Source organism: Pseudomonas sp. B7 (genome assembly GCF_016735645.1).
Taxonomy (GTDB): Bacteria; Pseudomonadota; Gammaproteobacteria; order Pseudomonadales; family Pseudomonadaceae; genus Aquipseudomonas; species Aquipseudomonas glycinae.
In genome coordinates this window covers 402487-425929 of record NZ_JAERRE010000004.1, presented here as the reverse complement: position 1 = coordinate 425929, position 23443 = coordinate 402487, and the positions used below count along the sequence as shown (strand labels likewise).

Here is a 23443-nt window from a genome sequence, read left to right as displayed (position 1 = left end):
ATCCGATCATGTCCAAACGTCTTCCATTCGCACCGCTGGCGGCGGCCATCGGCCTCGGTTTCAGCCTGATCGCCGGCAGCCTGGTGGCGCCGACCGTGGCCCACGCCGAAGGTGAAATCCGCATCGCCGAACAGTTCGGCATTGTCTATTTATTGCTCAACGTGGTGCGCGATCAGGGACTGATCGAGAAGTACGGCAAGCAGGAAGGCCTCGACATCAAGGTCGACTGGACCCAGCTGTCCGGCGGCGCGGCGGTCAACGATGCGCTGCTCTCCGGCTCCATTGACATTGCCGGCGCTGGCGTCGGGCCGTTGCTGACCATCTGGGATCGCACCCACGGCAAGCAGAACGTCAAAGCCGTGGCCTCGCTGGGCAACTTCCCGTACTACCTGGTCAGCAACAATCCCAAGGTCAAAACCATCGCCGACTTCACCGAGAAGGACCGCATCGCGGTGCCGGCGGTGGGCGTTTCCGTGCAGTCGCGCTTCCTGCAATACGCGGCCGCCAAGCAGTGGGGCGACAAGGAATTCAATCGCCTCGACAAGTACACCATCGCTGTCCCGCACCCGGACGCCACTGCGGCGCTGATCGCCGGCGGCACCGAGCTGACCGGGCATTTCTCCAACCCGCCGTTCCAGGATCAGGCGCTGGAAAATCCGAACGTCCACGTGGTGCTCAATTCCTATGACGTGCTCGGGCCGAACTCGCCGACGGTGTTGTTCGCCACCGAGAAATTCCGCAACGAGAACCCGAAAACCTACAAGGCGTTCGTCGAAGCGCTGACCGAAGCGGCGCAATTTGCGCAGAACGATAAAGGCGCGGCGGCGGACACTTACATCCGCGTGACCAAGGCCAAGATCGACCGCGCTGCGTTGCTGAAAATCATCGACAACCCGCAATTCGAATTCAGTGTCACGCCGAAAAACACCTACCCGCTCGCCGAATTCCTCTACCGCGTCGGCGCGATCAAGAACAAACCCGAATCGTGGAAGGACTACTTCTTCCAGGACGCCAAACCGTTGCAGGGGAGCTGATCGACATGAACGCCCCTTTGCAAGGCCACGCGGCCAGCAACCCTATCGCCACCGCACAAGCGCTGCTGGCGGTCGACCAGGTCAGCCTCGAATACCGCACGCCGCAGCGCGTCGTGCGCGCCACCCACCAGGTCAGTTTCGAAGTCGATCAACAGGATCGTTTCGTGCTGCTCGGCCCGTCCGGTTGCGGTAAATCCACGTTGCTCAAAGCCGTCGCCGGGTTCATTACGCCGTGCGAGGGCGAGATCCGTCTGCAGGGCCAGCGCGTCGACGCGCCGGGGCCGGACCGGATCGTGGTGTTTCAGGAGTTCGATCAACTGCCACCGTGGAAAACCGTCAAACAGAACGTGATGTTTCCGCTGCTGGCTTCGCGCACGCTGAAGAAAAAGGAAGCCGAAGAGCGCGCGCTGCATTATCTGGAAAAAGTCGGTCTGGCGGCGTTCGCCGATGCCTATCCGCACACCCTGTCCGGCGGCATGAAAGCGCGGGTGGCGATTGCCCGGGCGCTGGCGATGCAGCCGAAAATCCTGCTGATGGACGAGCCGTTCGCCGCGCTGGATGCCCTGACCCGGCGCAAGATGCAGGAGGAATTGCTGCTGCTCTGGGAGGAGGTGCGTTTCACTTTGTTGTTCGTCACCCACTCGATTGAAGAAGCGCTGGTGGTCGGCAATCGGATCCTGCTGTTGTCCCCGCATCCGGGCCGCGTGAGGGCGGAAGTGCACAGTCATCAATACGATTTGCACAGCCTCGGCGGTGTGGCGTTTCAGGAATCGGCGCGGCGCATTCACCGATTGCTGTTCGATGAAGGGCAGTCGCCGGAAACCGAGCGCGAACTGGATTTCACTGATATCCGCATCGCTTATTGAACCGCCTGGAGGATTGCCCGATGAGCCATTCATCATCCGTACGTCAAGAATTCGAAAGCGATCTGCAACCGCTGACCAGCGTCCCGGTGGAGCGCGAGTTGCCGCTGGGCCAGCGTCTGTGGCAACAGGGCTGGCTGCGCAAAAGCGTGATCCTGATTTTGCTCGCCGTGCTCTGGGAGGTTGTGGCCGGGGTGCAGAACAACGACCTGCTGCTGCCGAGCTTCTTGCAGACCAGTCACGCGCTGTATGACGGCCTGCTCAGCGGTGAATTGTTGGGCAAGGTGTGGATCTCGCTGGTGGTGCTGATCAAGGGTTACCTGATCGGCATCGTCCTCGCCTTCGCCCTGACCACGCTGGCGGTTTCGACCCAGGTCGGTCGGGACTTGCTCAGCACCCTGACCTCAATGTTCAACCCGCTGCCGGCGATTGCCCTGTTGCCGCTGGCGTTGCTGTGGTTCGGGCTGGGTCAGAACAGCCTGATATTCGTGCTGGTGCATTCGGTGTTGTGGGCGCTGGCGCTGAACACTTACGCCGGGTTTCTCGGCGTTTCGGAAACCCTGCGCATGGCCGGGCGCAACTACGGCTTGAAGGGCATGCGCTTCGTGTTGTTCATCCTGATTCCGGCGGCACTGCCGTCGATCCTCGCCGGGCTGAAAATCGGCTGGGCTTTCGCCTGGCGCACCTTGATCGCCGCCGAACTGGTGTTCGGTGCCACCAGCGGAAAGGGTGGCCTGGGCTGGTACATCTTCCAGAATCGCAATGAGTTGTACACCGACAAGGTGTTTGCCGGTCTGGCGGTGGTGATCCTCATCGGCTTGCTGGTGGAAAACCTGGTGTTCGACACGCTGGAGCGGGTGACGGTGAAACGCTGGGGGATGCAGCGCTGATTTTCTGATCTGCTAGCATTGCGTGCGAATCAATCCTGATCGGTCACGAGTGCTCAGCATGCAACTCCCGGACATGAACCTGTTGGTCGCCCTCGACGCCTTGCTTGACGAGGGCAGCGTGGTCGGCGCCGCGCGGCGGATGAACCTCAGCCCGGCGGCCATGAGCCGCACGCTGACGCGGATCCGCGAAGCCATTGGCGATCCGATTCTGGTGCGTGCCGGTCGCGGTCTGGTGCCGACACCCAAGGCAATGGAGCTGCGCGAGCAGGTGCGGGATGTGGTCGAGCAGGCGGCGCTGCTGTTTCGCTCGGCCGATGCGGTGGAACTGGGCACGTTGCGCCGGCGCTTCAGCATTCGCGCCAACGATTTTTTCGTTGGCGTGTACGGCGGCAAGCTGTTCGACACCCTCGATCAACTGGCGCCGCACTGTGAGTTGCGTTTCGTTCCCGAGGGGGATGGCGACGATGAAGCGCTGCGCGAAGGGCGCATCGACCTGAGTGTCAGCAATACGCGCCCGGTGACGCCGGAAGTCAAAGTGCAGAACCTGTTTTCCACCCACTTCGTCGGTCTGGTGCGCGAGGATCATCCGCTGCTGGACGGCGAGATCACGGCCGAACGCTATGCCGGGTTTTCCCACATCAGCATGTCCCGCCGGGGCATCGCCCGTGGCCCCATCGACACTGCTTTGAATGCCCTGGGGTTGGAGCGGCGGGTGGCAGTGATTGCGCCGAGTTTCCACGCGGCGATGTTCGCCCTGCCGGACTCCGACCTGATCCTGCCAGTGCCCAAGGAAGCGCTGCTCAGCGTGCGGCGGCTGGGCTTGAAGCTGCGCTCGTTCGACCTGCCGATCCCGCTGCCGACGCTGATGCTGACCCAGGCCTGGCACCCGCGTTTTGACAAGGACCCGGCCCACCGCTGGCTGCGGGAAACCCTCAAGACCTGCTGCGACGAAACCTGGCTGGCGGCACAGCCCTGACAATTGCGTCCGGTGCACTTATAAACTGCCAAGAAGTCAATTTTCGTCAGCACTAAGCCCTACTACCATGCTCCGGTATTTTTCCCTCCGGAGTTTGCCTGCATGACATCCCTGACGGTCACGGCGCCGATTGCCGCTGCCGCTCCGATGGCCGCCGCGCCACCGGTGTTCGGGGCGCGGATCATCATCGGTCTGGTCGGCGTGCTGCTGGCGGTGCTGGTGTCGGGTCTCAACGAGATGGTGACCAAGGTCGCCCTGGCCGACATTCGCGGCGCCCTGAGCATCGGTTACGACGAAGGCACCTGGCTGGTCGCCAGCTACACCGCGACCTCGGTGGCGGCCATGGCATTCGCGCCGTGGTGCTCGGTGACCTTTTCCCTGCGTCGCTTCACCCTGTGCGCCATCGGCGTGTTTACCCTGCTCGGGGTGCTCTGCCCGTTCGCCCCGAGCTACGAAAGCCTGCTGCTGATGCGCATCCTGCAAGGCCTGGCTGGCGGTGCGTTGCCGCCGATGCTGATGACCGTTGCGCTGCGATTCCTGCCGGCCAACATCAAGCTTTACGGCCTCGCCGGTTACGCCCTGACCGCGACTTTCGGTCCTGGTCTCGGCACGCCGCTGGCCGGGTTGTGGACCGAATACGTCGGCTGGCAGTGGACGTTCTGGCAAATCATCGTGCCGTGCCTGATTGCCATGGCGATGGTTGCCTGGGGCATTCCACAGGATCCGCTGCGCCTGGAGCGCCTCAAGTCGTTCAACTGGAAAGGCCTGCTGCTGGGCTTTCCGGCGATCTGCATGCTGGTGATCGGTCTGTTGCAGGGCAATCGCCTGGATTGGTTCGAGTCGAACCTGATCTGCGCTTTGCTCGGCGCCGGTTCGCTGTTGCTGGTGGCGTTTCTGATCAATGAATGGTCGCAGCCGATTCCATTCTTCAAGTTGCAGATGCTCGGCATCCGCAACCTGTCGTTCGCGCTGATGACGCTGGCCGGGGTGCTGGTTGTGCTGCTGGCGGTGGTGCTGATTCCATCGAGTTACCTGGCTCAGGTTCAGGGTTACCGGCCGGTACAGACTGCGCCGATCATGTTGATCGCGGCATTGCCGCAGTTGATCGCGCTGCCGCTGGTGGCGGCGTTGTGCAACCTGCGCTGGGTCGATTGTCGCTGGGTGCTCGGCATCGGCTTGGGCATGTTGACGCTCTCGTGTCTGGGCGGATCGCAGCTGACCTCGGAATGGATTCGCGACGATTTCTATGTCCTGCAATGGCTGCAGATTTTCGGCCAGCCGATGGCGGTGCTGCCGTTGCTGATGCTGTCGACCGGCAGCATCCAGCCACAGGACGGGCCTTTCGCCTCGGCGTGGTTCAACACCGTAAAAGGTCTGGCGGCGGTGGTCGCCACCGGCGTGATCGAGGCGCTGACCACTTCGCGCCTGCATTTTCACTCGACGATGCTGGTCGATCGCCTCGGCAACTCGCCGCTGGCCGCCAGCAACGACCCCGGCCTCGCCCATCGCCTGCATGAACAGGCGGTGGTGCTGACTTCTTCGGATCTTTATCTGTGCATGGCCGGCGTCGCGGTGGCGCTGATCCTGCTGATTTTCTGGCTGCCGACGCGGATCTATCCGCCTCGCGCGCCAACCTGACTGGAACAGAAGGTTTTTTATGACGACTCAAGCAAAGCAAAAACTCGCGGTGGCTGTGGCCGCTGCGCTGGCGGTCGGTGTGCTGGTGTATCTGGCGATGCCCGGCCTGTTCGGCAAGCGCACTCAGCAGACTACCAACGACGCCTTCGTCTCTGCCGATTTCACCCTGGTGGTGCCGCGTGTGGCGGGGTTCATCAAAGAGGTGCTGGTGGAAGACAATCAACAGGTCAAGGCCGGGCAGTTGCTGGCGCTGATCGATGACCGCGACTTGCGCGCCGCCGCCGAAGCCGCCGATGCGCAAACCCTGGTCGCCCGCGCGCAGTTGCAGAACGCCAAGGCCACCCTTGAGCGCCAGTCCTCGGTGATCGCTCAGGCGCAGGCGTCGGTGGTGTCGGCCAAGGCTGAAATGGCTTTCGCCCAGCAGGAATTGAACCGCTATAACCACCTCGCGGGCGTCGGTGCCGGCACCGTGCAGAACGCGCAACAGGCGCGCACCCGGATCGATCAGGCCTCTGCGCGGCTGGACACGGCCACCGCGAAACTGGCAGCGGAACGCAAGCAGGTGGAAATCCTCACGGCGCAGCGCGATGCCGCCGAAGGCAGTTTGAAACACGCGCAGGCCGCGCTGGAAATCGCCAGTTTCGAGCTGTCCTACACGCGCATCACCGCGCCCCAGGACGGCATGATCGGCGAGCGTGCCGTACGGGTCGGCGCCTACGTGACACCGGGTAGCAAGCTGCTGGCGGTGGTGCCGTTGAAGCAGGCCTATGTGGTCGCCAACTTCCAGGAAACCCAGCTCACCGACGTGCAGCCGGGGCAGGACGTTGTGGTGCGGGTCGACAGCCTCGGCGGCGAAGCCCTCACCGGCCGCGTCGAGAGCATTGCCCCAGCGACCGGCGTGACCTTCGCGGCGGTCAAACCGGACAACGCCACCGGCAACTTCACCAAGGTTGTGCAGCGAATTCCGGTGAAGGTTCTGCTGGATCCGGGTCAGCCGCTGGCCGAACGCTTGCGGGTGGGGATGTCGGTGGAGGCGAGCATTGATACCAAAAGCTCAGCGACGTCGGTGCGTGAGGTGACGCAGCGATGAAGCGCTTTCAGTCCCTGACAGTGGTCCTGAGTCTGTCGGCATTGGCGGCCTGCACCGTCGGCCCGGACTTCCAGAAACCCCAAGCCACGCAGATTGCCGAGTGGACAAAGCCGTCAAAAACCGCCGTCAGCCAGGCCGTCAGCGAACCCTTGAACGAGCGCTGGTGGGAAGTCTTTCTCGACGCGCAACTCTCGGCCCTGACCCAGCGCGCCTTGCGCAGCAACCTTGACCTGCAACTGGCCAGCAGCCGCCTGCAACAAAGCCGCGCCGCCCGCCAGGTGATCACCGCCGACCGTTATCCAACGACCGCCGCCACCGGCAGCTATGCCCGCAAACGCAACAGCGGCGAAGGCCTGAACGACCCGTCCGGACACAATGGCGATTCGGCCTTCAACCTGTGGGATGCCGGTTTCTCGGCCTCCTGGGAGCTGGATTTCTGGGGCCGCGTGCGCCGGGAGACCGAAGCCGCCGATGCCAACCTCGAAGTCGCGGAAAACGACCGTCGCGGCGTGCTGTTGGCGGTACTCGCGGACACCGCGCAGAACTACATCCAGCTGCGCGGCGTACAGAACACCCGCGCGGTCACCGAGCAGAACCTCGATGTGGCGCGACACAGCCTGAAGCTTTCACAACTGCGCCTCAACGACGGTGTGGCCACCGATCTCGACGTCGCCGAAGCGGCCGCGCAAGTGGCGGCCATCGAATCGCGGTTGCCAGCACTGGAGCAACGTCAGGCGCAACTGATCAACGCCATCAGCCTGTTGATGGGCGAACCGCCGCAGACGCTGGCGAAAGAGTTATCCACAGATGCGCCGGTGCCGCAGTCGCCGCTGACCGTCGCCATCGGCCTGCCGTCGCAACTGGCCGAACGTCGCCCGGACATCCGCCAGGCCGAAGCCCGTCTGCACGCCGCCACCGCCAACATCGGCGTGGCCAAGGGCGATTTCTATCCGCGCATCACCCTGTCCGGCAACCTCGGCTCGCAAGCCATGCAGCTCAGCGATTTCGGTTCCTGGGGCTCACGCGCCTTCGGCATCGGCCCGCAATTCAGCCTGCCGCTGTTCGACGGCGGCCGCTTGCGCGGCGTGCTGCAACTGCGCGAAGCCCAACAGCAGGAAGCGGCCATCGGTTATCAACAGACCGTCCTGCGCGCCTGGCACGAAATCGACGACCAGCTGACCGCCTACAACGCCAGCCAGCGCCGCCGCGACAGCCTCGCCGAAGCCGTGCGCCAGAACCAGATCGCCCTGCGCACCGCGCAACAGCAATACGTCGAAGGCGTGGTCGACTTCGTCAACGTCTTCACCGTGCAAGGCGCACTGCTCGCCACCCAGGAACAATGGGTGGAAAGCTCCACCGGCGTTTCACTGGCGATGATCGGGCTGTACCGGGCGTTGGGCGGGGGATGGGAGTCGGTGTATCCGGTGGGGGAGATGGCGCAGCGTTGATTCTCCCACCCGAATGATGGCCTTTCGCTTGACGCTAATCGCCGCTGTCGTAGACTCCGAGCATCCGTCAGGGAGTAACGGTTATGCGGCGTTTTCGTGGTTGGGTTGTCGGATTGACCTTTGTAACGTGTGCAGTTCAGGCTCAAACGCCCGCGCCAGACGATCCGCTGCTGGATAACGGCGGGGCGGCGAATGCGTCGGCCAGCAGTGAAGCGCGCGGGGTGTTGCGGGCGCGGGATCAGGCGACGCTGGCCAGCGAGTTGTCCGGGCGAATCGTCGAGTTGCCGTTCAGCGAGGGCGAGTCGTTCAAGAAGGGCGATACCCTGGCGCGGTTCGACTGTTCGGCCTATCAGGCCCAGTTGAATGCCGCGCAGGCCGCCAGCCGTGGCGCCGGTGAAGAGCTGGCGCACAACCGGCAATTGGCGGCGCTCAATTCCGTCGGGCGTTTCGAAGTGGCCCGGGCCGAGGCCAAGGTCAGCGAAACCCAGGCGCAATCTCAGGTTTATCAAGTCCAGGTCAAACGTTGCAGCGTGGTCGCGCCGTTCGATGGGCAAGTGGTGGAACGCAAGGTGCAGCGTTATGAAAGCGTGCCGGCCGGTGCGCCGCTGCTCGATGTGGTCGACAACCGCACCCTGGAAATCCATCTGTTGGTGCCGTCGCGCTGGATGGCCAGGCTCAAGCCCGGTCAGTCGTTCAGCTTCGTGCCCGATGAAACCGGTCAGCCGATCGACGCCACGGTCAAGCGCCTCGGTGCGCGGATCGATGAAGGCAGCCAGACGCTGTTGTTGGTAGCAACACTCCCCGAAGCCAAAGGCTTGCTCGCCGGCATGAGCGGCACCGCGCATTTTCCGGAGTTTAAGTGAACGCCCCGGTGAGCGGCGCCGCCGAGCAGGTGTTCGCGCGGTTTCTCGATCTCGAACGGCAGACCCGCGCCGCTCATGATATTTCGCAACTGGCCTACAGCCTGGTCAATGACGGTCAGTCGCTGTTCGGTTTTCGCCATGCGGCGCTGTTGATCGCCGGCAAGGTGCAGGCGGTGACCGGGGTCAGCGCAGTGGAGCCGAATGCGCCGTTCGTGGCATTCGTCGAGCAGGCCGTGGCGCAGTTGTTCAAGCAGGATGTGCTGAAACAGGCGCGGGTGATCACGCCGGAAATGGTCGGTGAATCGATTCAGGCCGACTGGCGCAGTCTGTCGGCCATGCAAGTGTTCTGGCTGCCGTTGATCGACCGTCAGGGTCAGGTGTTCGGCGGTTTGTGGCTGGCCCGTGATCTGCCGTGGAACCCTTCCGAACAAGTGCTGCTGTCGCAACTGGGCGACACCTACAGCCACGCCTGGCTGGCGTTGCAACCACGCAAGCCGTGGCGCTTGCGCTGGACCCGCAAACGTCAGGTGGCGCTGGTCGCCGTGTTGTTGCTCGGGCTGTTGATCCCGGTGCGCCAGTCGGTGCTGGCGCCCGCCGAAGTGGTGCCTCAGGGCGGGCGGGTTGTCGCCGCACCGCTGGACGGGGTGATCGCCGAGTTTCTGGTCAAACCCAACCAGAGTGTGAAAACCGGCGACCTGTTGCTGCGTTTTGAAAGCACGACGCTGAAGGCTCAGGCCGATGTCGCCGAGCGTGCACTCGGGGTCGCCGAAGCGGAACTCAAAGCCAATTCCCAGCGCTCGTTCGTTGATGCCGAATCCAGCTCCCGGGTCGATCTGCTGGCCGCCCGCGCCGAACAGAAACGCGCCGAACGCGACTACGCCCGCGAACTGCTCAACCGCAGCGAAGTGCGCGCCGAGCGCGACGGCATTGCGGTGTTCGCCGATGCCGAGCGCTGGACCGGCAAACCAGTGCAGACCGGCGAACGGCTGATGGAAATCGCCGACCCGAGCCAGGCCGAACTGCGCATCGAACTAGCCGTGGGCGACGCGATCTCGCTGGAGCCGGGCGCCGAAGTCGCGCTGTTTCTCGACAGCGACCCGTTGCAACGCCACCTCGCCACCCTCGAGCGTTCCGCTTACGAGGCACAGCCCACCGCCGGCGGCCAGTTGGCCTATCGGCTGGACGCCAATTTCGCCGACGCCCCGCCGCGTATCGGCCTGCGCGGCACCGCAAAAATTTTCGGCGAGCGTGCGCCGCTGGCACTGTACCTGCTGCGGCGTCCGCTCGCCGGACTGCGCCAGAGCGTAGGTCTGTAAATGACCCTGCCGAACCTGCGTGCCGACCTGCAATTGTCGCCCGCGGCGCCGGCATTGGACGGTTCGCCGCGCTGGACCCTGGCCGACCCGGTGCGCGGGCGCTACTTCAAGCTTGGCGCGGCGGCGATGCGCCTGTTGCGTCACTGGTCGCTGGGCGATCCCGAACAAGTGCTGCGCGCTGCCAATCGTGAACCGGGTTTGCCGCTGGACGGCGTCGAGCTGGAGCAACTGCTGACGTTCCTGCGCGGGCATGACCTGATCAGCGCCCTCGACGATCAGCAACGCGCCAGTTACTCACTCAAGGCCCTCGCGCAACGCCAGAGCCTGTGGACAATCCTGCTGCATCAATACCTGTTTTTCCGCATTCCGCTGTGGCGGCCGGATGCCTTTCTCAATCGGGCGTGGCCGTGGCTGGAGCGCTTTGGGCCAAGGGTTTTGCGCTACGGTCTGCCGGCGACCCTGGCGCTCGGGGTGTTTCTGGTGTCGCGGGACTGGCAGCGGTTTGTCGGCACCTTTCCGCATCTGTTCAGCCTCGGTGGCGCGATCGCGTTCGGCATCTCGCTGTTTTTTGCCAAGCTCTGTCACGAATTCGGTCATGCATTCATGGCCAAGCGCGCCGGGTGTCGGGTGCAAAGCATGGGCGTGGCGTTCATGGTCTTGCTGCCGATGTTCTACACCGATGTCAGCGATGCCTGGCGGGTCAATGATCGACGCGCGCGACTGCTGATCGGTGCCGGCGGGGTGCTGGCGGAGTTGCTGTTGGCGAGCATCGCGCTGCTGGTCTGGTCGTTCCTGCCGGACGGGCCCGGTCGCACGGCGGCGTTCATGCTCGCCAGCGCGACCTGGATCACCACGCTGGTGGTCAATCTCAACCCGTTCATGCGATTTGATGGCTACTTTCTGCTCAGCGATTTGTGGGAGGTCGACAACCTTCAGGGCCGCGCCTTTGCCTTTTGCCGCTGGCGCCTGCGTGAGTTCTTGTTCGGCTATGGCGCGCCGGCGCCGGAGCCTTGGTCGCCGACGATGCAGCGGCGTTTGCTGATCTGGGGGTATGGCTCGTGGTTATGGCGTGCGGCGTTGTTTTTCGGGATCGCGCTGGCGGTCTATCACCTGTTCTTCAAGGTGTTGGGGATCTTCCTGATGCTGGTCGAGCTGGTGTGGTTCATCTTCCTGCCAATCATGAGTGAGTGGCGCCAGTGGTGGAGCCGCCGCGAACAGGCTCACGGCCCTCGCGTGGTGCTCAGCAGCCTGGCGGTACTCGGCCTGTTGCTGGTGCTGATCGTGCCGTGGCGCAGCTCGGTCGAATTGCCGACGATGCTCGAGGGCGGTCGCGCCAGTGCCTTGCACGCGCCGACGGCGGCGCGGGTCAAAGCCGTGAGGGTGGCGGATGGTCAGACCGTGGCTCAGGGCGACGTGCTGATCGAATTGGAATCGCCGGACCTCGATTCGCGGCAGGCCATCGTCCGCCGGGAAATCCGCATTCAGCAATTGCTGATGCGCCGTCAGGCCGGCCGCAGTGAAACCGCTGCCGACGCCGGCATCGTCGAGCAGCGTCTCGCCGAAGCGGTGGCGGAATATCGCGGCCTGACCGCCCAACGCGAACGTCTGCTGTTACGCGCGCCCCACGCCGGCACCGTGCGTGATCTGCTGCCGAACCTGACGCCGGGCCGCTGGCTGTCGAGCAAGGATGCGCTGGCGCGGGTGGTCGAAGACGGCACGCGACTGCGCGGTTATCTGGCCGAGGCCGAACTGTGGCGAGTCAAGCCCGGCGCCACCGGGCGGTTTATCGCCGACGACCCGATGCATGCCGCCATCGCGGTGCAACTCAATGAAATCGACACCAACGGTGTGGCCTATGTCGATCAGGAAGCGCTGACTTCCGATCACCACGGGCCGATTGCCGTGCGCCGCGATCAACAGCATCGAGCGGAACCGGTGCAGGCGCAATATGGCGTGCGTTTGACTACGCTGGATCAGGCAGCGACCCCGGTGCAACCGCTGCGCGGCGTGGTGGTGTTGCAGGGCAGTGGCGAGTCGGTGCTCGGCGTGGCCTGGCGCCGGATGGCGGCGCTGGGGGTCAGGGAAAGCGGTTTCTAGGGAGCGTGAAGATGACGGAAAACCTGGCGGCGGACGGATTGGTGGTGCGGCCTTCGCGGGCGTCGGACGGGCCGTTTCTGCAAAGCTTGTATCAATCGGCGCGCCCGGATCTGCAATGGATCGACGGCGAGCAGGAACAGGTGCAGCAAATCGTTGCCCAGCAGTTTCAGGTGCAGGAGCAGGGCATGGGGGAAAACCATCCGAATGCCATGCACTACATCGTGGAAAAACTCGGCACGGCCATCGGTGCACTCAGTACCGATTTCGGCGCCAATGAAATTCGCGTGTTGTACCTCGCCTTCATTCCCCAGGCCCGAGGCAAGGGCTACGGGCGAACCGTGCTGCAAGGTGTGCAAAAAGCCGCGCAGCAAGTGCGCTGCCCGGTGGCGACGGTGGTCTGGGCCAATAACCCCCATGCGCGCCAGCACTACCTGGCGCTGGGTTTTGCGGTGGAGGAGCGCAACCCGGCGGCGGAGCGGCTGGTGTGGTATCCACAGGCTTGAGTCAGATGATCGAGTCAATGTCGAAAGTGTGGGGCGCGCCGATTCTGTGACCGTAGAGCGTTACCAGCAGCGGGTCATCCTCAGCGGCTTCCGGTGCCATGGCCAGTTGTTCCGTTGCGAGGTTTTCCGGATGCAGCTGCCAGCGCGGCAGGCTTTCGGCCAGGCGTTCCGGTTGTTCTGCCAGCGATCCATAAACATCCGTGGTCGTCAGGCGCCGGTGCCGCAGACTGGCCAGCCGTTCGCGGGTCGTGCGGATGTTCTCGATTTCATGATTGAGCGCTTCGACGATGTTTTTCCGGCTGCGCACATAGCTGTCCGGCCGTCCCGGCAAATTGCTGCGCTGGCGGCGCAACTGATCGGTGATGCGCTGCAGCGCTGTCTCAACCAGCGCGAATTCTCGCTCGGTAACCAGCGTGCGGTTTGACTCCTGTGCCTCCTGCCAACGCCGCAACACCGCCCAGCACGCCGGGATGTAGGCCCCGGTCATCGAATGGTGCCCGGCGTCGAAGATCTGCTTGAGCAACGTCGGCCGATCCGGCAGGCCGTGCCGCTGCCGGATCGCCACATCACAGGCTGCGTGCTGGGTGATGGTGTCGCAGCCCGGCTCCCAGAGGATTGACGACACCTGCTGGCGGCCGAACTCCACCGGCATGGCGTGTCGCAAACGGCCGTGGTGGTCGTAGGCTTCCCCGGTCCAGTTGGTGATGCCCGCGACGAACACCGACAGACCGAGCGGGACATTCACGAAGGTCAGCGCTGCCCCGGTGCCGTAGATATCGGCCTTGGTGTTCATCCAGCTGCCGGGCACGCTGGGCACCGGGTCGTTGTGGTTGACCATGCGGTGATGCACGAGATCGGCTGCGCCCTTGACGAAATCCGCGTCGCCGGCGCGGGGGGCGCCGTAGGTGTAGAGCTGGATTTTGTAGCCCTCAGGCCTACGGCGGAGCATTTCGGCCAGCAGCAGCGTGATTGCGCCACCGAGGCTGTGGCCGCAGATCAGGAGTGTTTGGCCGGTGTAGAACTTTTCCAGGTATTTGACGGCGAAGTCATAGGTTTTTTTCGCGGCTTCGTAAAAGCCTCGGTGTACTTGGCCGGCGCCTTCCTCAAATGGAACTTGAAGGGCATCGGCATCGCGCAAACCGTCGGCGACGATCTCGGCGGTGCCGCGAACGGCGATCAGGATCAGTTCGTCGTTGTGGGTGATGAAGGCTTGGGTGTCTGTACTGTCTTTACTACCGATGTCGTCGAGGAAGTGAACGCTGGCCGGGTGCTCAGGATCACGTTCTGGCGTATGTCTGTTGACTGCATAGAGGCTCGGGTCAAACGGGATGATTTCCAACCTTGCGGAATACGGAACATTTTCGTAGAGCGGGTAATAGGCTTTGGTCTGGGCGCTGTCGACTTTCCACAGTTCTTCCCCCTTGGGCAGTGCATCGCCGAACCAGTTGCCGACGCTGGGTTGCAGCGGGAACTTAACGGATCTGGATTCGACGGAAGGGACTTTGGGTTTCTGGCCGAAAGGGCAGTAACTCAGGGTTGCCATCAATGCGAGCTGGTACAGGTTGAGTGCACAGAATGCCGGAGCTGTGGATAACATCGGACGCAACGCACGTAGCGGTCGCACTTCCAGAATGGTGTGACGTTGCGGCATCAGGGCGACCCCGAGTTTGCCGTGTTCGCGCATGATGGCTGCGCACCCGGAATCGAGGGGGTAATCGCGATAAACCTCTGGTGGAAGGTGGGAGGCATGTCTGACCAGGTGACGGACTTCGACTTGAAAGTAATCCCCACCGTCTGCGATTTCGGGGCGTTCCCGCGTACGAGTGGCATTAGGGTTCAGGTAATGGGTTGCTTCGGCGCGAACCTGAAGCTCGGTGATTTTCAGAGGGTAATGTGGTCTGCCTTGCAAATATGAGTAAAGCTTTTCCTTGCCTTCGTATGCTTGATCAAACAGCAGCGTTACTGGTCCCGCAAAGTGATTATTCACTTTGCCCTTGCCTGCTTCGTCCAAGCGGCCTGTGTACTTATGGCCTTCCGAGTCGGTAACGATGTAAGCCAACCCGGCGTAGGGTTCACCCGAACAGAACTCGTCGATGAGTTGGAAACTTGTCCATTTTCCACCTGCAGGACATGTCAGCATGCGACTGCCCAACGGAGATTGCAGATCCTTTTCAAATGAAGTCATGGCGAAATCTCCTTATTCCGTGCAACCTGGATAAATGGTGCAGACTTGGCCATCCGGCATGGTGAAAGTGCTGAAGTCGGTGTAGTTGCCGTAACAGAAGGCGTATTGATCCTCAAAGTTGTCGCCCATGCAGCGTTTCCAGCCGTTAGTGACCTTGACCCAGGTGTCCTTGATGGCCGGTCGCTCGTCCGCTGCCAAGGTGATCTTCATCCTCACCGTTTTGCCCGGCAGTTGATCAGGGTTAAAAGCCCCGAAGGTCTTCCCGTAGGCACGTGCTCCTTGGGCATCGACCGTTCTGCAATCCAGGATTTTTCTTAGAATTCGCGGTTTGCCCGACGTGCGAAACCACCACTCGCACTGACCGTGGAAGGTGCTTTCACCGGCCTCGTTGAATACGCCTTTGAACTGCTCCTGCAGATCATCGCGGATGAAAACCATGGCTTCGTCACCACTGAAGTCGCCCCGTGTTTTGCCATAGCTCGAGTTGATCTCCAGCTCGATTCGCCTCACGACCAACGGACACCCCTTAACAATCTTGCGAATCGTGATCTCGGCATCTGGCTTGTACTCCGTCCGCCACTTGCTGTTGAACACCGGGGCAAGGTTGTCGCGTCTGTCGAGGGTGCAGGTCTGACCTTTCTCGGGTACGTAATAAACCGCTGCGACGTAGGCAAACCCCGGTGGTAGATCGGCTGTGAATTTGAAGGTGTTGGGCGGTTCGGTCTTGCAGCTTGCGATCAAGACAAGGCAGCAGCCCAAAGTTGCAACACGCCGCGTGAGTCTGGTTTTCAGGGCAGTCAGCGCTGGTGATTGCAGATCCTTTTCCAATGACGTCATGGCGAAATCTCCTTATTCCGTGCAACCCGGATAAATGGTGCAGACTTGGCCATCCGGCATGGTGAAAGTGCTGAAATCGGTGTAGTTGCCGTAACAGAAGGCGTATTGATCCTCAAAGTTGTCGCCCATGCAGCGTTTCCAGCCGTTAGTGACCTTGACCCAGGTGTCCTTGATGGCCGGTCGCTCGTCCGCTGCCAAGGTGATCTTCATCCTCACCGTTTTGCCCGGCAGTTGATCAGGGTTAAAAGCCCCGAAGGTCTTCCCGTAGGCACGTGCTCCTTGGGCATCGACCGTTCTGCAATCCAGGATTTTTCTTAGAATTCGCGGTTTGCCCGAGGTGCGAAACCACCACTCGCACTGACCGTGGAAGGTGCTTTCACCGGCCTCGTTGAATACGCCTTTGAACTGCTCCTCCAGATCATCGCGGATGAAAACCATGGCTTCGTCACGGCTGAAGTCGCTCCAATCCTTGCCGTACGCCGAGTTGATCTCCAGTTCGATTCGCCTCACGACCAACGGACACCCCTTAACAATCTTGCGAATCGTGATCTCGGCATCCGGCTTGTAGTCCGTGCGCCACTTGCTGTTGAACACCGGGGCAAGGTTGTCGCGTCTCTCGAGGGTGCAGGTCTTACCTTTTTCGGGTGCGTAATAAACCGCTGCGACGTAGGCAAACCCCGGTGGTAGATCGGCTGTGAATTTGAAGGTGTTGGGCGGTTTGCCCTGGCAACCCCCCAGTGCCGCGAAGGCGCTGATCAGGACGATGCTCTTGAGCTGAATCTTCATGAAGGCATCTCCCCGCTCCAGCTCTTCGAAAGCAGGTAAACCCGATCAAAGTGTTCATCCGGCGTTTCGTCCGGTCGGGGTTGCCAGTGAGGCACGATGGTCGGGGTGTGCAGGCTCTGGATCAGCAGAAATTCCAGCCGCTCCGGCGCCAGCCAGCCCCAGGCCTGGGCCTGAGCCAGTCGCTCACGTAGCCAGATGTGCGGATCCTGCGTGCACGCCAATCCGGCGTAGGCCTGCACATGCTCGGCCAGCAGAAAGCGGTGGGCGTTGGCCAGCCGGATTTCCATGGCTTGCTCGTCGGGCATCGGCAGGTGCAGCCAAGGCGGCGAGTCCGGCAGCGGGTAAGTGCCGGGCGCAGGATTGTCAGTGCTCTGCCAGTGCGAACCCTGCCAGTAACACACACTGATCGCCGGCCCGAGATACGCCGGTAGCGCCTCGGACGGCAGATGCTCCAGCGCTCGGGCCAGTACCCGGTTGTCGTGAAAGCGGTACAGCGCCTGATGCGGACGGGTGCCGACGAGCAGCCGCTCCTGCCAGTGCCTGACCCATGCGTTCAGTTCGCCCTGGCCCAGGCTGGCGAGCCAGCCCCAATGGCTGTCGGGCCTGTCGAGCAGGGCGTCGAGGCGACGGTCGTCGGGCTGGTCGAAGGTGAACAGGAACGGGCCGGTGTCCGCCAGTTCGGCGACCACGGTTTCACCGTAGACACTGGCGTACTGTTCGTAACGGCTGCTCTTCAGCCAGCGCTGGCGCATGTCGCGTTCGTTCTGCGAGTCGAGCACCAGGCACAGGAGACGATCGGCATGGTGCTGTTCAAACAGCCAGCGTTGTACAACCGAGTCGGTCATGCAGCGGCCTCCGCAATGGCGCACTCGCCCGCGCGGCAGGCTTCGCAGATCGGGCAGAAATCCGCGCCCAGGCTTTTGCTCGCGGCCATCAATGCCTGTTGTGAGGGCGCCACCAGTGGCGGCAAGGGCGCGGGCGCCGACAAGTCTTCAATGTCTTCGGGCTGCAACAATCGGGCGCGCAGGAACGGTATGGGCACGCCGCCGATCAGCAGGTCGCTGCTCCCGAAAAGACCGCCGTGATCGAGCACGAAATGCTCGCCACCGACTTTCAGGCTGATGCTCTTTCCGGCCTCCAGCACCAAATGATCCCCGGCACTGAAACAGAGCTGCCGCCCGACTTCCATCGTCAGTGATTGCCCGATCCGGGTGTGACTGCTGTCGCTGACGTGCAGATGATCGCTGGCCTTGAGATGGGTCTTGCGATGACCGGTGAGGGTGCGGTGTTCTTCTGCGTGCAGCACGCTGACGCTGTTGCCACGGATGCTTTCCCGACGTTCGTTGCCGACCTCCAGGTGACTGTCGTGCTCGATCTTCTGCTGCAGATCACGCTGGGCGCGCAGATAGATCAGCTCCTGACCGGCGCGGTCTTCGATCATCAGCTCATTGAAGCCATTGCTGTCGGGCGTGCTGCGGGACCGGAACACGCTGCGGGTCTTGTGCGCCGGCAATTCATAGGGCACCGGGTTGGCGCTGTTGGCCAGGCAACCGCTGATCACCGGATGGTCGGGATCACCGTTGAGAAACGTCACCAGCACCTCCATGCCCACGCGCGGAATGATCACGCTGCCATGGGCGTTGCCGGCCCAGTTCGTGGTGGTCCGCAACCAGCAACTGCTCTTGTCGTTGTGCCGGCCTTCGCGGTCCCAGAAAAACTGCACCTTGACCCGGCCATAGGCGTCGCAATGGATATCTTCGCCTTCCGGGCCGGTAACCACGGCAGTCTGAGTACAGCCGATGGAAGGTTTGTCGTAGCGCAATGACGGGCGATAGATCGCATCCCATGGCGTGACTTCGAAATGGTTCCGATAGCCCTGGACGAAGTCGCTTTGATCCTTCACGGCGATGTCGCTACCGCTTTCTTCAAGTACTTGAGGCTGCTTGCCTTCATGACGGATTCCGGTCAGCAGCCAGAGGTCATTTAACGCGGGGTCGGGGTGTTCTGACAGCGACAGAAAATGCCCCGACACCAGCGCTGGTTCGTCGCTGTCGCCTTCGCCCGTGAGCTCATCGCTGCGATGGCGTTCCAGAGCCCGCCGGGTCAGCAGTTTGCCGTGCTCACGGTTGAGGACCCGGTCCGGATACAGGTAGTCCTCCAGATCAGGCTGGCGGGGTTCGTTCGGTATTCGCGCCTCGGACTCCAGCACGAGGTGCGCCTTTTTGAAATCGTAGGCGCGCCGACGGGTGCGATTGGTGCGGGTATTTCGCCCACACTCGAAACGGTGAATCACCGGCCTGTCGGCCACCATCGCGTTGCGCTTTTTGAATGGTGTCGGCCGGGCCAGTCTGGGAAATACGGTCTGATCATCGCCAAATACCAGCAGGTGCCTGTCGAGGCTGTGGCGAAAGTGATAGTGCAGGCCGTCTTCCTGGCACAGGCGCTGGATGAAATGCAGATCGGACTCGTTGTATTGAACGCAATATTCGCGATCCGGCAGGGCCTGGCCGATCTGAAACAGATAGCCATCTGCGTGGATGCCATGTTCCTGAAGAATTTGCCCGATGATTTGCGCAATGCTCAGGTTCTGAAAAATCCGCTGATTGAAACGATGGCCCAGGTTCGCCAGGCATGGCGCGAGGGTCAGGTGGTATTGGGTCAACCGGTGCCCGATATCGCCCCGGCCAATGTGCTGGATCTGTCCATGGACGCCATGCCCGTTGTCATCGAAGGCCAGAAAGGCCTGCCGGTGCATGAGGTCGGGAAGATCGATGTCCGGTCTCGAGCTGACCAGTTTGACGTTGAAGCAATATGGCTGGCTGATGGATTCGGTGCCGGTGAAGGACAGCACCTGCAGATCGTGATCGAGGTCGTCGGTATTGAGGCGCAAACGAGCATTGGCATTGAACATCCGTTGTTCCTTGTCCTGTGACAGATTCGGAACAACGCTAACAAGATGGCCAGCGAATTTATGTCGGACGTTTCCCAAGAAAATGGGTTTAAAAACACAGCCTACAAGGACTGCGGCCTAATCCTACTGACATGTCCTACGTGGTTTTACACTTTGTCGAATCAGTTGAAGGAAATGCAGAAATAACCCAACTGCGGATCCCGTCCCAGCGCCGGCACCCGCGACACGAAGATGTCCTCTACCCGACCGAGTTCCGGCAGGTCCAGCGCGCACAAACCGTCGACAAACTCGGTCGGTACCAGGCTGTTGAATTCCAGGCAGAAGGGCATGCGTTCGCTGTAGCGGGTTTTCGCCGCGGGAACCTCATCAAGGTATTCGATCCGAATCGGCAAGGCCGTGCCATCGGGCAGGTAAAGCGTGCGTTGCTGTCCCAGCAACGGCTGGACATGTTGGATCTGCACCGCTTGCAGCATGGTTTGACTCCAGTGAAAAAAGAACGGCCGGGGGCCATCAAGCCCCCGGCGTTTACTCAGTTGCGCGACGGGAACAGACCGTTCAGGGCAATGCTGAAGTTAAGGACCAGGGCCGGGTTCAGGATCGGCAGTGGCTGGCTGCCGCCGGTGGAGGAAATGTCCCCGGTGACGGTGGTGGTCACACCCTTGAGCGGTACCGGTGTGGCACCTTGGGCGTCGGAATAGATATTCGCCGAACCAGGGCCGCCGCCGGACGCGCCGATGTACGAATTGGTGGCGGTGGGCACAGTCGCCGGATTGCTGGCGGGTACTGCCAGCGAAAGGGCCGTGTTGGCCGTCAGGCCGGTCATGGCGTGGGTGTGATTGGGCATGTTGGCGATGGTGGCGGTGACGTTTTCGGTGCCGTACACCTGACCGATGACGCGCGGTGTCAGGCCCAGTCCGGTGCCTTGTGCGACAGGCACGCGACCTTGCAGGTTGGGCAGTTGAAAGTTGGTCGTGCCATTGCCGCCGTAGTAAGTGCCCAGCAAGGCGAACAGCGCCTGGTATTGCGAGATGCCCAGGATTTGCCCGTTGCACAAGGCCCAGCCACTCGGGGCGAAGTTGAAGGCAAACGGTTGAATCGTACCCATAAAGACTTCCATGGTTCCTCATCCTTCTGTTGTGTGGTCGGCGCGCCGCGCGGTCGCCCTTGTTGTCGGGCCGGTCGAAACGTTGTGCTGACTCCTTCCTTTTGCGCGGGCAGGTCACGCCACGCCGTAGCGTAGACCCGGATCGACGGACTTGCCGGACGTCGTCACGGCCGCGCATCGACTTCGGCGCTGGCCTACAGTGTTCGCAGTCAATGACGCAAATCGAGTTCGCAAAAAACGCTGAGGGGAGGTTGATGGAGGTCCTTCGCGAGACGCCGCTGGGGGATACCCAGGACCCGTTCGCTGCACCGAATGCCGGTGTCCGGCGCCTGTTGCGCTGGGCGCGCGAGCACTGGTTGATACCGATCCTGCTGCTGGCCGCGGTGGTGCGCTTTTATGATCTGACCGCTGCCGCGATCTGGGGCGATGAAGGTTCGAGCCTGCTGCTGGCGCGCTATTCGCCGGGCGTGATCTGGACGCATGCCGCGTTCGATGTGCATCCGCCGCTGTACTTCATGTTGCTGCACGGCTGGATCGGGATGTTCGGCGACGGCCTCCTGGCCATTCGCAGTTTCAGTGCGCTGGCCGGCATCGCCACGGTCGGACTCGGCGTGAGCCTGGTCGACCGGCTGGCCACTCGCCGCGCGGCGATCATCGCCGGGGTGTTGCTGGCGCTGTTGCCGACGGCGGTACGCTACAGCCAGGAAGTGCGCATGTACGCGTTGCTTGGCTTGCTCCTGATCGGTGCGACGCTGGTGCTGGTCAAGTGGATCCGGCGCCCGCAGCGTCACCGCTATCTGCTGATCTACGCGCTGCTGATGACGGCGGCGTTGTACACCCACTACTTCGCCGTGCTGGCGGCGCTGAGCCATTGGCTGTATCTGGGGCTGATCCGCCTGTTGCCGGGTTATCGCCTGAAGCATCTCCAGCGCAAGGACTGGTGGCTGGCCAATCTCGCCATCGTCGTGCTCTACCTGCCGTGGCTACCGAACCTGATCGACCTGCTGCAACACATGGACGCGCTCAAGGCCGGCGGCGATGTAGGCTGGGAAGATCCGGTGACCCTGTCTTCGCTGCCGTCGATGATCTGGCTCTGGTTGATTCAGGACGAGGGCGAACATCTCCCGTTGCTGCTGTTCGGCGGTGTGCCCCTGGCTTTGCTGGTGCTGGCGGGGGTCGCCGTTGCCCGTGATCGCAGCGTGAACCATGGCAGCGTGCTGCTGGCGGTCTACACCGGCATGCCGTTGTTGCTGGTGTTCGCCGTGTCTTTCATTACGCCGGTGTTTATCGAGCGTTACCTGACTGCCTACGCGCTGGGGTTGCCGATGCTGGCGGCGCTGGCCATCGACCGTCTCTACAGCAGCGTGCGCGTGCTGGCGATGGCGGTGCTGCTGTCGCTGGTCGGGGTCGAGATGATCGGGGTGAACAACAACGCCACGGTCGACCGCAACGACCAGTTCAACGTCATGGTCGATTACGTCAACCGCCACTTCGCCAGCGGCGACCGCATCGTCACCAGCGACATGCTCTGGTACCTCAGTTACGTCTATTACAACCGCACTGAGGCTCAAGTCCGGCTGTTTACGCCGCCCACTGCCGAGGGACGCTCGACTCGCCCGAACCATTACGGTTTCGGCACGCTGGTGTCCGATGAGGTTTACCTTGATCGGTTGGGCGACCTGCCGAAGGACAGTGCCCGGGTCTGGTTGATCGGTGATCTGGACGTGGAAGTACCCGATCCATTTCTGCCCTTGCCAGCGGCCTGGCACCTGCGGGATCAGATGCAGGCGGGTGGTGCGAAAGCGCGACTTTTTTCGTTGCAGACGCCCAATGGAGCGGGAGAAAACTGACTTAAACGCTTCACCATTTTATTCGCGATAAATACGAAGTTTTTAAGTCCGTTTTGCTCTTTTCTGATATCAAAACACTACTAGTCGAATGGGTATTGTTGGATTACGCTCATCAGACAAAAGGACTTACAACTACGGTGAAGGAATTGCAGCAGTTCCACTTTATCTCCGGCTTGCCGCGCTCAGGTTCTACCCTCCTTTCTGCAATCCTCCTGCAGAACCCGCGTTTTCATGCCGGCATGACCAGTCCGGTCGGCGCGCTGTTCTCCGGTGTCCTTGAACAATGCAGTGCCGGCAGCGAATTCGGCGCGGTGATCGATACCGACATGCGCCGCCGCCTGTTGCGCGGCCTGTTCGATTCCTACTACGCCGACAAGGCCGACAAACCGGTGGTGTTCGACACCAACCGCCAGTGGTCTGCGCGACTGCCGGCCATCAACGATTTGTTCCCACAAGCCAAGGTCATCGCCTGTGTGCGCAACGTCGCCTGGGTGATGGACAGCCTCGAGCGGCTGTACCGCGCCAATCCTTTTGAAAACACCAAGCTGTTCGGCGATGCGGTCGAGCGCAACACCGTCTACAGCCGCTGCGAAACCCTGGCCCAGCGCAATCGCCTGGTGGGTTTTGCCTGGGCGGCGCTCAAGGAAGCCTATTACGGCGAGCACGCCGATTCGCTGTTGATCGTCGATTATGACCTGCTGACCCAGGCCCCGGAGCGGGTGCTGCGGCTGGTCTACGACTTCATCGGCGAACCCTGGTTCGAGCACGATTTCGAGCACCTGGCCTATGACGCGCCAGAGTTCGACCAGGCCCTCGGTGTGGCTGGCCTGCACAAGGTCAAACCCAAGGTCGCCCTGCAGTCGCGGCGCACGATCCTGCCGCCGGACCTGTTCAAGCAATACGCCGATCTGTCCTTCTGGCTCGATGGCTCAGCCAGCGCTGCCAATGTCATTCGTATGAAGTCCGACGCCGCGATCAGCTGATCGCGGCGTTTTTCATTGATGCGTCAACAACTGTGTTCGAGTCCGGGTGAGCAACATGTGGTGGAGCA

20 protein-coding genes are annotated in these 23443 nt (G+C 62.0%); 13 read left to right on the top strand and 7 right to left on the bottom strand.

Going from position 1 to position 23443, the window contains the following annotated elements; genetic code table 11:
• The first annotated feature begins 8 nt into the window (after positions 1–8).
• The 11 genes from JKA62_RS12880 (at position 9) to JKA62_RS12830 (ending at position 12718) form a co-directional block, all read left to right on the top strand.
• Positions 9–1034, top strand: coding sequence for an ABC transporter substrate-binding protein (locus JKA62_RS12880; RefSeq protein ID WP_007957722.1), 1026 nt, complete (start codon positions 9–11; stop codon positions 1032–1034).
• A gap of 5 nt (positions 1035–1039) precedes the next feature.
• Positions 1040–1900, top strand: coding sequence for an ABC transporter ATP-binding protein (locus tag JKA62_RS12875; RefSeq protein ID WP_201818036.1), 861 nt, complete (start codon positions 1040–1042; stop codon positions 1898–1900).
• A 20-nt stretch (positions 1901–1920) separates the two neighbouring features.
• A complete protein-coding gene (locus tag JKA62_RS12870) occupies positions 1921–2787 on the top strand; it encodes an ABC transporter permease (protein ID WP_201818035.1) in 867 nt (288 codons plus the stop codon).
• 58 nt (positions 2788–2845) lie between these two features.
• The gene (locus tag JKA62_RS12865; RefSeq protein WP_201818034.1) at positions 2846–3763 is read left to right on the top strand and encodes a LysR family transcriptional regulator; all 918 of its coding nucleotides are present in this window, start codon (positions 2846–2848) and stop codon (positions 3761–3763) included.
• A gap of 102 nt (positions 3764–3865) precedes the next feature.
• Positions 3866–5401: an MFS transporter gene (locus JKA62_RS12860; protein ID WP_201818032.1), complete on the top strand. Its 1536-nt coding sequence runs from the start codon at positions 3866–3868 to the stop codon at positions 5399–5401.
• 19 nt (positions 5402–5420) lie between these two features.
• Positions 5421–6491 (top strand): HlyD family secretion protein, encoded by a 1071-nt coding sequence (locus JKA62_RS12855; RefSeq protein ID WP_201818030.1) that lies wholly within the window; start codon positions 5421–5423, stop codon positions 6489–6491.
• Positions 6488–7939 carry an efflux transporter outer membrane subunit gene (locus JKA62_RS12850; protein ID WP_201818027.1) on the top strand — a complete coding sequence of 484 codons (1452 nt, stop codon included), beginning with the start codon at positions 6488–6490 and terminating at the stop codon, positions 7937–7939. Before JKA62_RS12855 ends, JKA62_RS12850 begins: the two co-directional genes overlap by 4 nt.
• Positions 7940–8022: 83 nt before the next feature.
• Positions 8023–8802: an efflux RND transporter periplasmic adaptor subunit gene (locus JKA62_RS12845; protein ID WP_011331860.1), complete on the top strand. Its 780-nt coding sequence runs from the start codon at positions 8023–8025 to the stop codon at positions 8800–8802.
• Positions 8799–10118: an efflux RND transporter periplasmic adaptor subunit gene (locus tag JKA62_RS12840; RefSeq protein WP_011331861.1), complete on the top strand. Its 1320-nt coding sequence runs from the start codon at positions 8799–8801 to the stop codon at positions 10116–10118. The genes JKA62_RS12845 and JKA62_RS12840 overlap by 4 nt, the downstream gene beginning before the upstream one ends.
• Complete coding sequence (locus JKA62_RS12835) at positions 10119–12215, top strand: HlyD family efflux transporter periplasmic adaptor subunit (RefSeq protein ID WP_108558990.1); 2097 nt, start codon at positions 10119–10121, stop codon at positions 12213–12215.
• Between the two features lie 11 nt (positions 12216–12226).
• Positions 12227–12718 carry a GNAT family N-acetyltransferase gene (locus tag JKA62_RS12830; RefSeq protein WP_011331863.1) on the top strand — a complete coding sequence of 164 codons (492 nt, stop codon included), beginning with the start codon at positions 12227–12229 and terminating at the stop codon, positions 12716–12718.
• 1 nt (position 12719) lies between these two features.
• Here the strand turns inward: JKA62_RS12830 and JKA62_RS12825 are convergent, their stop codons facing one another.
• From JKA62_RS12825 to JKA62_RS12795, 7 genes are all read right to left on the bottom strand, one after another.
• The gene (locus tag JKA62_RS12825) at positions 12720–14903 is read right to left on the bottom strand and encodes a lipase family protein (RefSeq protein WP_201818024.1); all 2184 of its coding nucleotides are present in this window, start codon (positions 14901–14903) and stop codon (positions 12720–12722) included.
• A gap of 12 nt (positions 14904–14915) precedes the next feature.
• Entirely contained in the window at positions 14916–15740 is an 825-nt protein-coding gene (locus tag JKA62_RS12820) for a hypothetical protein (RefSeq protein WP_011331865.1), read from the bottom strand.
• 12 nt (positions 15741–15752) lie between these two features.
• Positions 15753–16526 carry a hypothetical protein gene (locus JKA62_RS12815; protein WP_011331866.1) on the bottom strand — a complete coding sequence of 258 codons (774 nt, stop codon included), beginning with the start codon at positions 16524–16526 and terminating at the stop codon, positions 15753–15755.
• On the bottom strand, positions 16523–17371 hold the full coding sequence (locus JKA62_RS12810; protein WP_201818021.1) for a DUF4123 domain-containing protein: 849 nt from the start codon (positions 17369–17371) through the stop codon (positions 16523–16525). Before JKA62_RS12810 ends, JKA62_RS12815 begins: the two co-directional genes overlap by 4 nt.
• The gene (locus JKA62_RS12805) at positions 17368–19437 is read right to left on the bottom strand and encodes a type VI secretion system Vgr family protein (protein ID WP_201818018.1); all 2070 of its coding nucleotides are present in this window, start codon (positions 19435–19437) and stop codon (positions 17368–17370) included. Before JKA62_RS12805 ends, JKA62_RS12810 begins: the two co-directional genes overlap by 4 nt.
• A 161-nt stretch (positions 19438–19598) precedes the next feature.
• A complete protein-coding gene (locus JKA62_RS12800; protein WP_011331869.1) occupies positions 19599–19910 on the bottom strand; it encodes a DUF6916 family protein in 312 nt (103 codons plus the stop codon).
• Between the two features lie 56 nt (positions 19911–19966).
• Complete coding sequence (locus JKA62_RS12795; protein WP_011331870.1) at positions 19967–20554, bottom strand: phage tail protein; 588 nt, start codon at positions 20552–20554, stop codon at positions 19967–19969.
• Between the two features lie 242 nt (positions 20555–20796).
• On the opposite strand from JKA62_RS12795, the gene JKA62_RS12790 reads away from it, so the two are divergent.
• Complete coding sequence (locus tag JKA62_RS12790; protein WP_201818017.1) at positions 20797–22392, top strand: glycosyltransferase family 39 protein; 1596 nt, start codon at positions 20797–20799, stop codon at positions 22390–22392.
• Between the two features lie 137 nt (positions 22393–22529).
• Positions 22530–23375, top strand: a complete 846-nt coding sequence (locus tag JKA62_RS12785) for a sulfotransferase family protein (RefSeq protein ID WP_201818016.1) — start codon at positions 22530–22532, stop codon at positions 23373–23375.
• Positions 23376–23443: the final 68 nt, after the last annotated feature.

What these genes read in the sequence shown, in the direction of transcription:
- JKA62_RS12880 (WP_007957722.1), top strand. Translation starts at nt 9, where the DNA reads ATGTCCAAACGTCTTCCATTCGCACCGCTGGCGGCGGCCATCGGCCTC.
- JKA62_RS12875 (WP_201818036.1), top strand. Translation starts at nt 1,040, where the DNA reads ATGAACGCCCCTTTGCAAGGCCACGCGGCCAGCAACCCTATCGCCACC.
- JKA62_RS12870 (WP_201818035.1), top strand. Translation starts at nt 1,921, where the DNA reads ATGAGCCATTCATCATCCGTACGTCAAGAATTCGAAAGCGATCTGCAA.
- JKA62_RS12865 (WP_201818034.1), top strand. Translation starts at nt 2,846, where the DNA reads ATGCAACTCCCGGACATGAACCTGTTGGTCGCCCTCGACGCCTTGCTT.
- JKA62_RS12860 (WP_201818032.1), top strand. Translation starts at nt 3,866, where the DNA reads ATGACATCCCTGACGGTCACGGCGCCGATTGCCGCTGCCGCTCCGATG.
- JKA62_RS12855 (WP_201818030.1), top strand. Translation starts at nt 5,421, where the DNA reads ATGACGACTCAAGCAAAGCAAAAACTCGCGGTGGCTGTGGCCGCTGCG.
- JKA62_RS12850 (WP_201818027.1), top strand. Translation starts at nt 6,488, where the DNA reads ATGAAGCGCTTTCAGTCCCTGACAGTGGTCCTGAGTCTGTCGGCATTG.
- JKA62_RS12845 (WP_011331860.1), top strand. Translation starts at nt 8,023, where the DNA reads ATGCGGCGTTTTCGTGGTTGGGTTGTCGGATTGACCTTTGTAACGTGT.
- JKA62_RS12835 (WP_108558990.1), top strand. Translation starts at nt 10,119, where the DNA reads ATGACCCTGCCGAACCTGCGTGCCGACCTGCAATTGTCGCCCGCGGCG.
- JKA62_RS12830 (WP_011331863.1), top strand. Translation starts at nt 12,227, where the DNA reads ATGACGGAAAACCTGGCGGCGGACGGATTGGTGGTGCGGCCTTCGCGG.
- JKA62_RS12825 (WP_201818024.1), bottom strand. Translation starts at nt 14,903, where the DNA reads ATGACTTCATTTGAAAAGGATCTGCAATCTCCGTTGGGCAGTCGCATG.
- JKA62_RS12820 (WP_011331865.1), bottom strand. Translation starts at nt 15,740, where the DNA reads ATGACGTCATTGGAAAAGGATCTGCAATCACCAGCGCTGACTGCCCTG.
- JKA62_RS12815 (WP_011331866.1), bottom strand. Translation starts at nt 16,526, where the DNA reads ATGAAGATTCAGCTCAAGAGCATCGTCCTGATCAGCGCCTTCGCGGCA.
- JKA62_RS12810 (WP_201818021.1), bottom strand. Translation starts at nt 17,371, where the DNA reads ATGACCGACTCGGTTGTACAACGCTGGCTGTTTGAACAGCACCATGCC.
- JKA62_RS12805 (WP_201818018.1), bottom strand. Translation starts at nt 19,437, where the DNA reads ATGTTCAATGCCAATGCTCGTTTGCGCCTCAATACCGACGACCTCGAT.
- JKA62_RS12800 (WP_011331869.1), bottom strand. Translation starts at nt 19,910, where the DNA reads ATGCTGCAAGCGGTGCAGATCCAACATGTCCAGCCGTTGCTGGGACAG.
- JKA62_RS12795 (WP_011331870.1), bottom strand. Translation starts at nt 20,554, where the DNA reads ATGGAAGTCTTTATGGGTACGATTCAACCGTTTGCCTTCAACTTCGCC.
- JKA62_RS12790 (WP_201818017.1), top strand. Translation starts at nt 20,797, where the DNA reads ATGGAGGTCCTTCGCGAGACGCCGCTGGGGGATACCCAGGACCCGTTC.